We start from the raw sequence: 13,633 nt of genomic DNA, 5'->3' as shown, positions 1-13,633 counted from the left end.
AATTAAGTGCGGCGCAGAATATTAGCACGCACATGGCTTCATTGAGCACACCCTATTGCCACTGATGACAGCATGAAAATGAAAGTGAAAATGGAAACTAAATGGTAGACCAGAGTTATTACATTGGCGTGGATGGCGGCGGCACTCACTGCAGAGTGCAGTTAGAAGATGAGCAAGGTAACGTATTAAGCTGCGCCGAAGCAGGTTCTGCCAATATCATGACCAACGCTGCTGTCGCAATGCAGTCAATTATCAACGCTAGTGAAAAAGCCATTAGCGCAATAAGTAAGCCCACTAGCGCGATAGGTAAGCCCATTAGCGCGATAGGTAAACCCATTAGCGCAGTAGATAAGCACGGTAGCGCAACAGGCGAGCGCGAAGAATCAGCAATCAAGCTCAATCAAATACATCTTGCCGCAGGGCTTGCTGGCGCAAATATCCCCAGCGCGTTAAACGAGTTTCTAAGGTTACCCCACCCCTTCAAAAGCGTAACCGTCATCAGCGATTTGCATGCCGCATGCCTTGGGGCGCATAACGGCCAACCAGGTGCATTGATTATCTGCGGTACTGGGTCGGCGGCTACGGTTTTTACTGGCTCTAGCACCCGTACTAACTCGCACCAGTTTAATGATAAGGGCGGCTATGGCCTTTCAATTAGCGACAATGCAAGTGGTGGTTGGTTAGGCCTTGAAGCGGTTAAGCACTGCTTATTGGTATTCGATGAACTTATTCCTCAGAGCCTCTTATTTATATCAGTTTGTGATAGCTTGGCCGTAACAAATGCACACGAATTGGTAACAAAAGTGGCGGGGTTTAAAGGAAAAGAGTTTGGCGCACTGGCACCATCTGTTGTGGCGGCCTATGAAAAAGGATGCCCCGCAGCCAAGGTACTTATTCAACAAGGTGCTAGCTACCTCAACGCTGTTGGTGAAACACTTACCTGCAAGACAATTGTCGATAAGACATCAAACGAGAAAGCATTCAATAATCAAGACTTGCCCCTTTGTTTAGTGGGTGGGCTAAGCCATGTGTATCAGCCATTAATAAGTGCTGATCTTCAAGCTAGGCTAATTGAACCCAAATCGTCACCTCAGGTAGGGGTTATTCAATACGTAAAACAACAGGCAGCACTGGCTTAATGCAAACAATTACCGCACACAAAGTACTGACCATATCAGGCATTCAGTTTAATAAAACGCTATGCATAGAGCAGGGCGTGATCAAAAGCATTCGAGATGCCACAAAGCAAGAGCTTGCAGATAAGTACGAAGGTACGCTTATTCCGGGGTACGTGGATACTCAGGTAAATGGTGGCGGGGGAATACTTTTTAACCATACGCCTACGTACGATGCGTTAAAAACTATGGCGAATGCGCATTTGCAGTTCGGCACGACCAGTATGTTGCCAACGCTCATTACTGATAATGCACAGACTATGGCTAGCGCCGCCGATGCGGTTAGTGAAGCCATTGCCACCAACCATCCTAATATTGAAGGTATTCATTATGAAGGTCCTTTTTTAAGCGCAGCGAAAAAAGGCGTGCATGAAGAAAGCTTTATTCGTACGCCTAGTGATAGTGAACTGGCAACCTTGTGCCGAAAGGATATTGGCAAGGTACTGTTAACTGTGGCACCTGAAAGTGTAAGCTCCAGTTTTATTAAAGAAATGGTGGCAGAAGGGATAGTGGTTGCACTAGGGCACACCAATGCCAGTTTTGAACAAGTGAGCGATGCGCTTAACGCTGGGGCAACTGGGTTCACCCATTTATACAATGCAATGTCGGCGTTTACGTCTCGCGCGCCAGGCGCTGTGGGCGCCGCATTGTTGTTTGATAATGCGTATTGTGGGTTAATTGTGGATCATCACCACGTACACCCTAAAAGTGCCGAGTTGGCTATAAAGGTTAAAGGCAAAGAAAAGATAATGTTGGTGACCGATGCCATGGCGCACGTGGGAAGCAACCTAGATACGCTTGCGTTTTTCAATACAGAAATTAAGCGAAATGGCAGTAAACTCACCACCCCAGATGGTACCTTGGCCGGTTCATGTTTAGATATGCATGGGGCCGTTGTAAATACCTGTCATGACTTGGGCGCCAGCTTAACCGAAGCAAGTGCAATGGCCAGTAGTACGCCTGCAACCTTTATGGGTATGCAGCATAAGCTAGGCAGTCTCGCAGCAGGGCAATATGCGAATGCATTATTAGTAGATGATAATGTTAACTTGGTCAAAATTTGGGTTAAAGGAATGCTTCAATAACACAAGCTTCAAGGGTATATTACTCCTGTGTGCTGTGGATCAGCGTTCTGAGGCGACCTTCTCGGTGATTCAAAAAAATTGAATTTTCAGGAGCGTAACATGACCTACCGCGTTGCAATTGCCATATCAGGCGCCGTTTCTTTGGGCTCTTATGAAGCGGGTACGCTTTATGAAATTATCAACGCGCTTAAAGAACACAACGAAAATCCTTCCAATCCCAAAATTGAAATAGATGTACTTACAGGCGCTAGCGCGGGTGGCATGACTGCCGCAATGATAGCGCAAAAACTCTTGTATGATGGTGATGCTTTATCGGGTGAAAACACTAATGTAGGTTATGAGGCATGGGTGAAGTCGGTTGATATCAACGGATTGTTAACCCCTTTACCCGGCGACAATGCCAAAAACTCACTGCTCTCAAATGGCTTTGTAAAAACCATTGCTGATAAGCTCATTAATAGTCGGTACGTGAAGTCACCATCGCTGAGCGCTGAGCAAACCCAGCAAACCCCGCCGATAGTGCAAACACCGCATATTGCCAGTGCGACCTCCATTAAATTGGGGTTGGCCATGTCTAATTTAAACGGTGTAGATTACGAGGTAGATACGTACGCGTATTTAACTGAAACCTTGGGGCAGGGGAAGTTCATCCAAACTCGCCATCAAGATAGGTATACCGCTACGCTAGATAATACAACCGATAATAAAGCTATTTGGAGTGAGATAAGTTCGGCGGCGAGAGGATGCGGTGCTTTTCCTGTGGCGTTTTCACCGGTATCGCTTACGCGAGACTGGATACACGGTGACTACAGTGGTCGCGGCGCTGTTAAGTTTGAAAACAGTACCTTTAGCTTTATGGATGGTGGGGCATTTAATAACTATCCTCTTGGAATGGCAGTATCTTTGGCTGAACAAAATGATACAAACTATACCGATTACGAAAACCGCTTTTACTTTTACATTTCACCTAACCCTAGAGAAAGTGCAGCTAATCCAGAGTTTGATGCGAGCATAGCGTCCTTCGCTGACAGTGCCAAGCAAATGCTTAATAGCGTGTTTCTACAAAGCGGGTTTCAAGAGTGGTTGATTCAAGAGCAAGATAACGAAAAAATTCTCAAGTTAGATAAACAAGCCGACACGTTACGCGAAAAACTGTACACCGATACCAGCGAACAGGTTTCTGCAGAACAGGCTATTATAGATTCAATGATTGCGGTGGTTTATGGTGGTAATACATCTGAATATGCTGCTGATGTCGCCCGACTTGCGACACAATATCGCGTTGATGTTGAAGAGAAACCGCTTCCGCCAAGCCATTTCAAACTCTGGATAGATACGATTGCGGTACTAGAACATGCCGCGGGGTTAGGACCCACCAATTTAAAAACCATCTATACCATTACCGCGAAGAAAGATGAGCTTAGTGGTGAGTTACTAGGCGCTTTCTTAGGTTTTTTTGACGAGCGCTTTCGCCAGTATGACTACGAACGCGGCAGATTAAACGCCATGCTAACCATTAACGGTATTTTAGATAAACAGAAAGACGAAGCGGTTGTTCAAAAGCAATTACCACTGAACATTGAGAAGCGTGATCATTATAGTATTCAGCAGTTTTTAGATTCATCGCATTTAAATCATGCATCTATGGCTGATGTGAAATACGAAAACAGAGAGCTGGCGTATAAACGCGTTAAAGCGCGCTTTTTTGCATTCGCAAAAGACGCCGGTATCGCAAGTATTGCTCGTTTTTTTGCATGGAATTTCATTGTTAGAAAAACGGTGAAAAAAGTGTTGGTGTTATAGCGTAAAAGCCATTTTGACAGCTAGTTCAAAGGTGTTTGAGGCAATAAACTAAAAAGCCCAGCAAGGTAAATTTACCTTGCTGGGCTTTAACAATAAGATTAACTCTATAAAGGGTTACTTGCCATCGCTGTGCGCCAAGAACTCTTCGTAGTTACCTTCAAAGTGGTTAAGCTTATTATCTTTTATTTCGATAATTTGCGTGGCCAATGATGAAACAAACTCGCGGTCATGGCTTACAAAAATAACCGTGCCGTCGAACTTATAAAGCCCATTGTTAAGCGCTTCAATAGATTCCATGTCTAAGTGGTTGGTAGGCTCATCCATAACCAATACGTTGATGTCTTGCAGCATAAGTTTACCAAACAATAAACGGTTCTTTTCACCACCAGAACATACCGCTACTTTCTTGTTAAAGTCGTCTGAGCTAAACAATAAGCGGCCTAACATACCACGAACTTGTAGGTCGTCATGCTTAGGTAAGCGCCATTGGCTCATCCAATCAAACAAGCTTAAATCTGACTCAAAATCTTTAGTGCTATCTTGCGGAATATAACCAATCGCGGCATTTTCAGCCCACTTTATAGTACCGTGCTCAGGCGATAATTCATCAACCAAACACTTCAATAGCGTGGTTTTACCTGCACCGTTCTCACCAATAATGGCAAGGCGAGAGCCCGCTTCTAACAATAAGTTTGCGTTGTTAAATAATGGAAGCTCAGGATAACCATGGCCTACATCTTCTAGCGTAATCGCTAAGCGGTGAAGTTTCTTATGTTGTTCAAACACAATATAAGGCTTACGACGGCTTGAAGCTTTCACTTCAGCAAGCTCGATTTTTTCTAAACGCTTAGCACGAGACGTAGCCTGCTTCGCTTTAGAGGCGTTTGCAGAGAAACGCGCTACGAAGCCTTGAAGTTCTTCAATTTCAGCAGATTTCTTTGCGTTTTCATTAAGCAACTGCTCTTGAACCATCATTGACGCTTCAATGAATGCATCATAGTTACCAGGGTAAACACGCAATTCGCCGTAATCGATATCAGCCATGTGGGTACATACTGAATTTAGGAAATGACGATCGTGCGAAATGATCAACATGGTCGATTTACGTTTGTTTAGCTCATCGGCCAACCAGGTAATGGTGTAAATATCCAAGTTGTTGGTCGGTTCGTCGAGTAGCAAAATATCAGGGTCAGCAAACAAAGCTTGAGCTAGTAATACACGTACTTTTTTACCCGGCGCCACTTCTTTCATCAAACCAAAGTGATAATGTTCTTCAATGCCAGCGGCATTCAATATGTCACCCGCACGCGCTTCAGCGGTGTAACCATCCATTTCCGCAAATTGAGTTTCTAAATCGGCAACGCGCATGCCGTCTTCTTCACTCATATCTAGCTTGCTGTATATTTCGTCACGCTCTTTTTTCACTTCCCACAATTCACGGTCACCCATGATCACGGCGTCAACTACGCTGAACTCTTCAAACGCGAATTGATCTTGGCTTAAGATACCTAATTTAGTACCTGGCGCCATAGAAACGTTACCCGCACTTGGGGTTAACTTACCGCTCAAAATTTTCATGAAGGTAGACTTTCCGCAACCGTTTGCGCCGATAAGGCCATAGCGGTTGCCGTTACCAAATTTGGCAGAGATATTTTCAAACAAGGGTGCAGAACCAAACTGCATGGTGATATTGGCGGTGGTAATCAAAACAGGTATCCAGCGGGTAAATCAGAAGAAAAAAGATAGCTTGTCGAAAAACATAAAATAGAGGTTTTACACGAGTAAGCTTTGGGCGCGCACTATAAGGAATTAAGGCTGCTGTGTCGAGGAAATTTTGAGCTATTAGGCTTATCTTCACATAAATGTCGTAATCGAGGCTGCATTTGCAGTGAATCTATCAAAATACTTAACAAGGGGCGTTATAGCCCCTTATTGAATACTCAAAAACTGCCTAAGTTAGAAATCCGGTTAGGCGGACAAACGCTGTCCTTCCACTTGACTTCCTGCCAATTGTGCGCCTGCCATTTTTACAAAATCAGGCACTTCGTCTTTTGAACGCTTTTCAACAATAGGGTTGGTATCTACATGTTGAACTAGATAGTTTCTTCCTGCATCAACGCCTACTTTATAGTCGTGACGTAGATCGCTATCGGCACTACCTAACAATTTGCTGTGTAGTTTAGTACCAGCAAATATTTGAATAATTTCTACATCGGCAGGTGGGTTAGCAATAAAGGCTAGTTCTTGCTGATAAGCGTGTTCATGTTGAACCAAGTAGTTGATGGTTTTGGGGCAGTGACCTGTTGCGCATACTAGCGATTTTAATTTATGTAACCATGCCGATTGCGCTTGAAAATTCACATCAGCAGTGCGAATAACTACAATTTTTCTGGCTCCTCGGGCATAAGCTTCACGCACAGGTAAAGGCGCGCCTAAACCACCATCTAAGTAGTAGTCTGATTCAGATTGTACTTGAGTAAGCGCTGCTGCTATGTTTTCACTTACCGAAACCGCATTGTGTTCGGTGGTGAGTTTTACTCCCTGCTTGTATAGGAAGGGGAGTGCACTAGAAGCTTTCAATAGTTCACGCCACTGATTGCCGCTACCTTTAGGGGTTAAAAAATAAGGCTTACGATCACGAGAATTTGTGGCGGTAATGAGTAGCTCTCGATCACCTAAATTTTCTTTTGCAGCATTGAAATCTAACATACGATTGGCTTCTTTCGTTTTGTCGAAATACCAATCTAAATCAACAATATGCTTACCCACGAGCCCGCGACCTAACTGAAAGAAACGTTTGTGCCTGGATAAGCCACGAATTAATCGTTTTGCGTAGCCTTTTTGCCGCGCCAAAAAACTGGTTAAGTTCTGTGATCCCGCCGATGTACCTATGAACATGTCAAAAGGGTCGTAATCCGCTTCAAGCCATGCATCCAATACGCCTGCAGTAAAAATCCCTCGCTGCCCACCACCTTCAGCGATAAGTGCAACTTTATTGCACTTGGTGGCATAAAGAGGAAAGGACGTGGGCGCAGCAGAGGAATTCATTACGGTTACCTGTGTAAATCTTGTTAGTTGATTTAACCAAGTTTAACGGACGTATCTATGCGGCGAAAATTGAAAGAATGAATCGTTCTAATAGGAAAAAACCTACAAAAGGCTAGCAACCTCTTGTTGTATTACTTGCTCGATGAAGGGTTTTGATTTTGCGGGAAGATATTTTGTATGTGTTTCGATAAACACTGGGTTTACGTAAATACTTTTGATGGCCACGTTTACCCTATCAATGAAGGCAAGCGCTTCTGGTGTTTTGCCACATATGACATGACCAGAAACAAACGTTGGGTTGTCTGCAATATTATAACTTCTCATTTTAACAGGCATGCTGTCGCCAAATGCTTGATACAACGAGGCTGGGAAGATAAGGGCAAAGTCCGCTTTACCTGCAGAAATAATTGTCATGAAGCGAGCAAAAAATGTAGGGTTGCTTAACGTTATTATCTGTTTCTCATCAATGTTACGTAAATCCTTATCCACCCGCTCGCCATAAGAATAGGTTTCTGGCAAGACAATAGCTGAAGTTTCATAAGTATCAAGTGCCTTATGAATACTGACTACTTCGTCGTTGTCATTCAATAATGATGAAGCTAAAGGCACAAGTGAGGCGAGCTGATACAGTTGTTGCGTTTGAAAGAAGTTTAGCGGCAAAGAAAAAGTATACTTCTTTTCTCGCTCGGCTGATTTTATCTTGTTGATAACACAAACCGATTCGCCATTTTCTATCTGTTGGAAAGAACGTTTAAGTGAGACCTCTAATATAGGCTTATCGTAGCCTAAGGCATCAACCAATAGTTGCGCGGTATCAACACTTGCCGAAAAAGGGGCATGTGGTTGATTAATTCTGCTCGTTAAATTGTGATCGTCAGTATGAAGCGTTATCGATGATGTGTTGATATCGTTTCCACTTACCAATCCTGAAATAACTAAGCTAAGAAAGAAAACGACCGAAAGGGCGAAAAAGCGCATAGTGAGAAATTTTTTACTCTTAATTATTATGCCTAGAAGAGTAAACCTATTTCACTATTTTTAAAATACTTGATAGTAAACATATGAGGTTTATATACGCCTAACTCTCCATCGCCTTAAATAAGGCCATGCCGTTATTTTGGGATATATGAACCGAAACTACCGGTTATATGTACTAAATGTAATGTTGTAGATTGTAAAAAGGCAAAAGGAATTTTTATGAATTGTATGTCTAAATTACTGGTTGGCGCAACGACCGCTATCCTTGTTACTACGGGGACAGTGCAAGCTGAAGCAGTATCTTCTCATAATGTTATGCAGGCACAAGCACATGCTTACAACAAACAGCAGCTTCTTGAAATGGTTAACCGTGCTGATGTGCAAGAAAAATTGGTAAGCTTAGGTGTATCACAAGGTGATGCTGTTTCTCGCATAAACGGCATGACTAACAGTGAAATAGCACAGCTTAACAACCAACTAAATGATGCACCTGCGGGCGGTGTAGTGGGCGCAGTAATGACGGTGCTAGCGATTATTGCTATTTTGGATTTAGTAGGTGTAACCGACGTATATCCTTTTATTCGTCCAATTAATAGCTAAGCGAACATGAAGGTTAATGTATGTTTCAAAGCCTGCTTTTTTGCAGGCTTTTTACTGTTAAGCGGCTGCCAAGGAACGCCACAGGCAGACCGTATCGCTCTACAAAAACCTTCTGGGGTGCCATTAAACCATACCATAAACAATGTCCCGTTTTATGCCCAAGAGCAGTTTTACTGTGGGCCCACTACATTATCTGAAGTGTTCGAGTATTACGGCCACGGTGTTAGCGCGAGCGACTTAGCGCCCCAAATATTTATTCCTGATAAAGAAGGAAGTTTACAGCTAGAAATGATTACGGCGACGCGCCAGTATAATTTTCTGCCCTATACAGAGCGGGGAACGCTAACTAAATTAATGCAACTAATAAGTAGTGATATACCCGTTATTGTTTTTCAAAATTTATCTATTCAAATGTTGCCTCAATGGCACTATGCAGTGGTGACCGGATTCGATTTAACCTCTCGCACTTTAACATTGCATACAGGCGTTACTCCCAACCACACGATGTCCTTCGAGTTATTTGAAAAAACATGGGGCAGAGGAAATTATTGGTTGCTTGCGCCTGTTCCTTCGAATAAAATCAGCGATGGCATGAACCCGTTTACTTATGTCAGTGCTGCGTACGATATGTTAGAAGTGGGCAAAGGCGAGCAAGCAGTGGCATTTTTACAAACCGCTACCAAGCAGTGGCCTAATCAATGGCTGGCCTATTTCTTACTGGGTAATTACTATTTAGATGAGCAGCCAGACAAAGCGGTACATTGGTTTGAGCAGGGATACCAGGTAGGCCAAAATCAAGCAGCTTATATGAACAATTATGCTTATGCCCTTGCCAATAGTGGCAATATAACGAATGCGCAAACAATCATTAATGAAGCCTTGTTACGGTTTCCTGACGATGAAAATGTAAAGAAAACCGCGTCAACCATAAAAGCAGCTGAATGATTACTGCCAGTAGGCAATTGTTACCTTTAACTGATGATTAATTGCAAAGCGCCTACACTTTTTAGGTTCGGGCTTCAGAATCAAGCTCTAATGCATAACTGACCCAATAACAGGTGCTTCTTTAATTTTTGCTGCGCTATCGGGGTTACCTAATTCGCTAGCGTCTTCAACTAGTGCTGTCATCGCGTTAATGATATCTAGAAAATTGGAAAGCTGGTCGTGAGGCAAGTCCTTAGATAACGTTTCGATTTTATTGATAAGCTGTTTTGTAGGTAAGCGCATGGTGTCAAAATCTCGTTGTTTAGTGCGTATTACGCATTCTTTTGTTCAATACTTGCCCTTGAACTTTCAAATAGCTTGCCAACTTTTTTTGACGGTGAGGCTGACTCATTCTGCAATGTGGATTCTGGAGTGAGATTCCAGTTGATGTTCATCTGATTTCGTTTTGATTATTTTTTATTACTACCGAATAGGTACACTTCACATCGTTTAAAGTCGCTTAGTTGACGAGTCGTTGTTAAACGACGTTAATGCGATTCACATGCGAAGACTTTTTATTTCGTAGTTGTGCAAATAGAGATTATGTAAAAGAGTACAAATTGAAGTTACAAAAGAAATGGTGGCCCCACCCTGACTTGAACAGGGGACCTGCCGATTATGAGTCGGATGCTCTAACCAACTGAGCTATGGGGCCGTATTTGAAATCGCTTGCTTGAAAACGTGAAACGTATCAATGAAAAGCGAGCGCAAGTATAAGCAGTTTTATTTGCCTTGTCACGCCTAGGGTTAGGCTTTGTGAACAGTTTGCTTTATTTTTGTTCAGCTTTACGCGCATTTGTGATGAATTTGCATTCTTATCACCTTCTTTACCTTACTCGGTAACCTCAATCCTTGACGAGCCAGCCACATTGGCAGCACTATGAGGCTTAGCAATGGGCCAGTTGTTAATTTACCCCGCTGAGCGAAGCGGGAAATCCCACTTGGCGATGGCCCTCGCACATGAAATTCAAACAGGAAGTACAAATAGAAATGAAAATGCATTCGCGTTTTGGTGTCATATTGGCCGTTATTTTAGGGCTGTCTGGTTGCGATAAACTAAACTTTAACGAACGTGAAGTGGGCGAGATACCCTTTACGCTTACGGGCATAGAGAATGGCGCGTGCCCATTAATGGTAAAAGTCGGGCCTACGAAATGGCAATTAGATTACTTTGGCTTCTTCTTAACCAAGCCTGAAGTGCGTATCGACGGTAAATGGCAGCGAGTATCATTTAAGCAAACGCAATGGCAAACCCAATCTACTGCCTTATTGAAGTTTCATACGTTATGTAGCGCGCCTGAAAATGCAAATAACAAAATTGTGCTAGATGTGTCGGAAGGGCTTTTAAAGCTGGCGACTAACCTTCGGTTTACAATGGGGCTTCCCTTTGATGTAAATCATACCGACCCATTAGCTCAAGCATCACCGTTGAGTGATACCACCATGTTTTTAAACAAACAGTCGGGGCATCGTTTCTTACGCTTAGATTTATCTCATGCGGGGGCAAATAAAAAACAATGGCAGTATCATTTAGGCAGTGCTAATTGTGTGTCTGAATCCGTCGATACGGCGCCTGAAGCATCTTGTGCTTTTACAAACAGGGTAGAATTTATTTTACCGATGACTCAGCTCGACAGCGAGCTGGAACTTGAGATTTCGGTTTCGAATATACTCGCTCAGGTGGACCTTTTAGAAGCCGATAGCTGCGAATTTGGAAGCCCCGAAGCACCACCATGCAAGCAATTATTGCGTAACTTACTGAATAGACCATGGATAAAGTGGGATTAAACACATAGTAAGCGTTCAATGTAGACTTTCGGATACTAGAGAGGCAGGTCTTCGCAGGTCATAATAATGCTAGCGAATGGCTAACCTGAGTATTAGCTACGTGAAATAACATTTTTTAATTGATGATAGATGCTTTTATACGCGTGAACGTCGTTTTATGCTTATACTTTAAGTAGAGATAATAACCTATCGCCAATAGGTTATGCTGTGCACATAGTCTCAAAATTTGCTATCTTAATAAAATTGAAATTTTCCTGAACAGGGCGAACTGGCGCGGAGAAAAGAATGACAGAGAAGGCCTACCTGATAAGCGGTAGAAATACCATTATCCATAAAATTCGAAAATTAGACTTGTTAGTAACCAATGGCGACGAAAATCCGCCCATTATTGTTACTTACAAAGGTATCAAGCAATACGAAGGGAAAATCCCTGACAACAAGCGTGATGCCAAAATGATGGACATGGAGCTTGTTGACATTACAACAGGAGATGTATTTGGTGATGAAAAAACCTTAGTCTTTATTCAAACCCTTAATGGGAAAGAATACAAAATCGATTACACAAAAATCGGTACCAGCATGTTCATCAAAATCCATCAAGATAGCATTTTCTAGTCATTAGAAATTATAGTGGGGTCAGCAAACCTGCCCCCAGTTATCTGCCAACTGCGTATTAAACCCCGCTATTGGCCGTGCTTCTCCCTTAAGTTGCACATAGCGCTGTTCAAATATTGAAAACCTACAAATATCTACCGGCGTGACTTCTGATGCGTTAACGCTATTGATAATCCCTGCGGTTTCTAGCCCCTCGGCAATTAATTCGGAACAAAACCAACTACTGAAGTCTTCTTGGTTGTAGCTAATGCTTCCTAATATAGGGTGGCTATCTAATGCGTCTACAGCGGAGCCGAAAAGTTGTAGTACATCATAAGCTTTCCCTTCTTGAGCAAACATGAAATTAAAGAATTCACGCTTGTTTTGCTCGAACATATTGCGAGCGGATTCACCTAACGGCAACCACCACATGTCGCCGTCGTAAGTATGCACCCGCTCACTTAATCGATTAGTCATCACGCCTTTTTTTCCTTCATAGACGGTAGCTTCCATAACTTGATTAAAGTATCGACCAGACGCTTCATCACGCATTTTGGTTTGCATAACAATGGCAATGTGCGTAACGGCTGAGCGCGTAGTTAACTTTGTCCAGCGAGAAAAAAGGCTATTTCCGCCAAAAGCGATAATATCGCCTGGGCGCATTTGTTCTCTAATATGATGGTATTTTTGCTGTTCTAACATGATTACCTCCTTGTCTAATGACTGAGTGACTTGTATCAAAGTGTGTGCAACCCGCGACCAGTAAGCGTTTTAGTATGGTTAATTATCGGCTTTTATCGTCCGTTTATCGCTTGGTCTCACGTAACAGAGTTTTAACCTTTTTATAGCGCGAATGTCATATTTTTTCACTAGTTTATGCTCGCGAAGACAAAAGTAGTTGTCGACGCATCATTTAACTAATCTCATTTGAGGAACTTGATATGGATATGTCACGCCACGTTAGATTACCTGCTTTGTTTGGTCTTGGGATCACACTTGCGTTATCTGCAAGCCTAGCCAATGCAAATGGGTATCCTGAAAGTACTGAAAAAGACCTTGTAGCAGTTTGTGAAGCGATAAAAGAAGATAATCGTTTAGCGTTGCACAAAGCAGTAAAACGCAGTCGTATTAGTTATAAAAATTTGCACAAAGGATTAGTGTGTAACGGCGAAGATATGCTTTCTTTCGCCCAGTCGCATAACGCGACGTCAACAGGCGATTATCTTGCACGTAGACTGAACGCTAATAAATCAGTCTTAACGGCGAAACGTTAATAGCAAGAAAATCAGACGTTATGATTGAATTTTAAATCCCTGGATTTGGAGCTACTGTTTTTCAGTAGCTCTTTTTTTATTTAATGGTTTCGTAATCCATTAATAAAAGAGTAATACCTTTTCGCACATGCCCTCTACGCACAAATCCTCTAGGTATAAATCTAATGCGCACAACCTTAATGAGCATAGCCCGGCTATTTCTGCCTAATTCAGCTTAGAAAGAAAAACCTCGATAAAGACCAATGTCTTACTAGCGTCCTATTCATTCAGCCGATAGACTGTTTTCGATGAGAGGTAAGTGCTT

Annotated in this window: 13 protein-coding genes and 1 tRNA gene; 8 read left to right on the top strand and 6 right to left on the bottom strand. The window is 42.7% G+C overall.

All coding sequences use genetic code 11. The features are described from left to right. Nucleotides 1-101: 101 nt before the first annotated feature. The 3 genes from J8L84_RS05345 to J8L84_RS05335 all read left to right on the top strand — a co-directional run bounded on the left by J8L84_RS05345 (nucleotide 102) and on the right by J8L84_RS05335 (nucleotide 4,063). The gene (locus J8L84_RS05345; protein WP_211069787.1) at nucleotides 102-1,139 is read left to right on the top strand and encodes a BadF/BadG/BcrA/BcrD ATPase family protein; all 1,038 of its coding nucleotides are present in this window, start codon (nucleotides 102-104) and stop codon (nucleotides 1,137-1,139) included. Continuing rightward, nucleotides 1,139-2,260, top strand: a complete 1,122-nt coding sequence (gene nagA / locus J8L84_RS05340) for an N-acetylglucosamine-6-phosphate deacetylase (protein WP_211069786.1) — start codon at nucleotides 1,139-1,141, stop codon at nucleotides 2,258-2,260. Before J8L84_RS05345 ends, nagA begins: the two co-directional genes overlap by 1 nt. 99 nt (nucleotides 2,261-2,359) lie before the next feature. Further along, complete coding sequence (locus J8L84_RS05335) at nucleotides 2,360-4,063, top strand: patatin-like phospholipase family protein (RefSeq protein WP_211069785.1); 1,704 nt, start codon at nucleotides 2,360-2,362, stop codon at nucleotides 4,061-4,063. 114 nt (nucleotides 4,064-4,177) lie between these two features. Here the strand turns inward: J8L84_RS05335 and J8L84_RS05330 are convergent, their stop codons facing one another. The 3 genes from J8L84_RS05330 to J8L84_RS05320 all read right to left on the bottom strand — a co-directional run bounded on the left by J8L84_RS05330 (nucleotide 4,178) and on the right by J8L84_RS05320 (nucleotide 8,089). Further along, nucleotides 4,178-5,770, bottom strand: a complete 1,593-nt coding sequence (locus J8L84_RS05330) for an ABC-F family ATPase (RefSeq protein ID WP_211069784.1) — start codon at nucleotides 5,768-5,770, stop codon at nucleotides 4,178-4,180. Between the two features lie 261 nt (nucleotides 5,771-6,031). Then, on the bottom strand, nucleotides 6,032-7,111 hold the full coding sequence (locus tag J8L84_RS05325) for a patatin family protein (RefSeq protein ID WP_211069783.1): 1,080 nt from the start codon (nucleotides 7,109-7,111) through the stop codon (nucleotides 6,032-6,034). Nucleotides 7,112-7,213: 102 nt separating this feature from the next. Continuing rightward, the gene (locus J8L84_RS05320; protein WP_211069782.1) at nucleotides 7,214-8,089 is read right to left on the bottom strand and encodes a hypothetical protein; all 876 of its coding nucleotides are present in this window, start codon (nucleotides 8,087-8,089) and stop codon (nucleotides 7,214-7,216) included. A gap of 219 nt (nucleotides 8,090-8,308) precedes the next feature. Here J8L84_RS05320 and J8L84_RS05315 point away from each other — a divergent pair, with 219 nt between their 5' ends. Both J8L84_RS05315 and J8L84_RS05310 read left to right on the top strand, forming a co-directional pair. Next, nucleotides 8,309-8,689 (top strand): PA2779 family protein, encoded by a 381-nt coding sequence (locus tag J8L84_RS05315; RefSeq protein WP_211069781.1) that lies wholly within the window; start codon nucleotides 8,309-8,311, stop codon nucleotides 8,687-8,689. 6 nt (nucleotides 8,690-8,695) lie between these two features. Continuing rightward, a complete protein-coding gene (locus tag J8L84_RS05310) occupies nucleotides 8,696-9,634 on the top strand; it encodes a PA2778 family cysteine peptidase (protein ID WP_211069780.1) in 939 nt (312 codons plus the stop codon). An 87-nt stretch (nucleotides 9,635-9,721) separates the two neighbouring features. On the opposite strand, the gene J8L84_RS05305 is transcribed toward J8L84_RS05310, so the two are convergent. Together J8L84_RS05305 and J8L84_RS05300 are read right to left on the bottom strand one after the other, a co-directional pair. Next, on the bottom strand, nucleotides 9,722-9,916 hold the full coding sequence (locus J8L84_RS05305) for a hypothetical protein (protein WP_211069779.1): 195 nt from the start codon (nucleotides 9,914-9,916) through the stop codon (nucleotides 9,722-9,724). A gap of 335 nt (nucleotides 9,917-10,251) precedes the next feature. Further along, nucleotides 10,252-10,328, bottom strand: a tRNA-Ile gene (locus tag J8L84_RS05300). 305 nt (nucleotides 10,329-10,633) lie between these two features. Between J8L84_RS05300 and J8L84_RS05295 the strand changes: the two genes are divergently transcribed. Beyond that, nucleotides 10,634-11,461, top strand: a complete 828-nt coding sequence (locus J8L84_RS05295; RefSeq protein ID WP_247670585.1) for an MbnP family protein — start codon at nucleotides 10,634-10,636, stop codon at nucleotides 11,459-11,461. 285 nt (nucleotides 11,462-11,746) lie between these two features. Further along, a complete protein-coding gene (locus J8L84_RS05290; protein WP_211069778.1) occupies nucleotides 11,747-12,076 on the top strand; it encodes a hypothetical protein in 330 nt (109 codons plus the stop codon). Nucleotides 12,077-12,097: 21 nt separating this feature from the next. Here J8L84_RS05290 and J8L84_RS05285 read toward each other — a convergent pair whose 3' ends face one another. Continuing rightward, on the bottom strand, nucleotides 12,098-12,757 hold the full coding sequence (locus J8L84_RS05285; RefSeq protein ID WP_057793571.1) for a hypothetical protein: 660 nt from the start codon (nucleotides 12,755-12,757) through the stop codon (nucleotides 12,098-12,100). Between the two features lie 239 nt (nucleotides 12,758-12,996). On the opposite strand from J8L84_RS05285, the gene J8L84_RS05280 reads away from it, so the two are divergent. Continuing rightward, nucleotides 12,997-13,329: a DUF3718 domain-containing protein gene (locus J8L84_RS05280; protein ID WP_061997219.1), complete on the top strand. Its 333-nt coding sequence runs from the start codon at nucleotides 12,997-12,999 to the stop codon at nucleotides 13,327-13,329. The last annotated feature ends 304 nt before the right edge of the window (nucleotides 13,330-13,633 follow it).

The organism is Alteromonas sp. MMG017 (genome assembly GCF_018100795.1).
In the GTDB taxonomy this organism is placed as follows: Bacteria; Pseudomonadota; Gammaproteobacteria; order Enterobacterales; family Alteromonadaceae; genus Alteromonas.
This window is presented reverse-complemented; position numbering and strand designations above follow the sequence as displayed.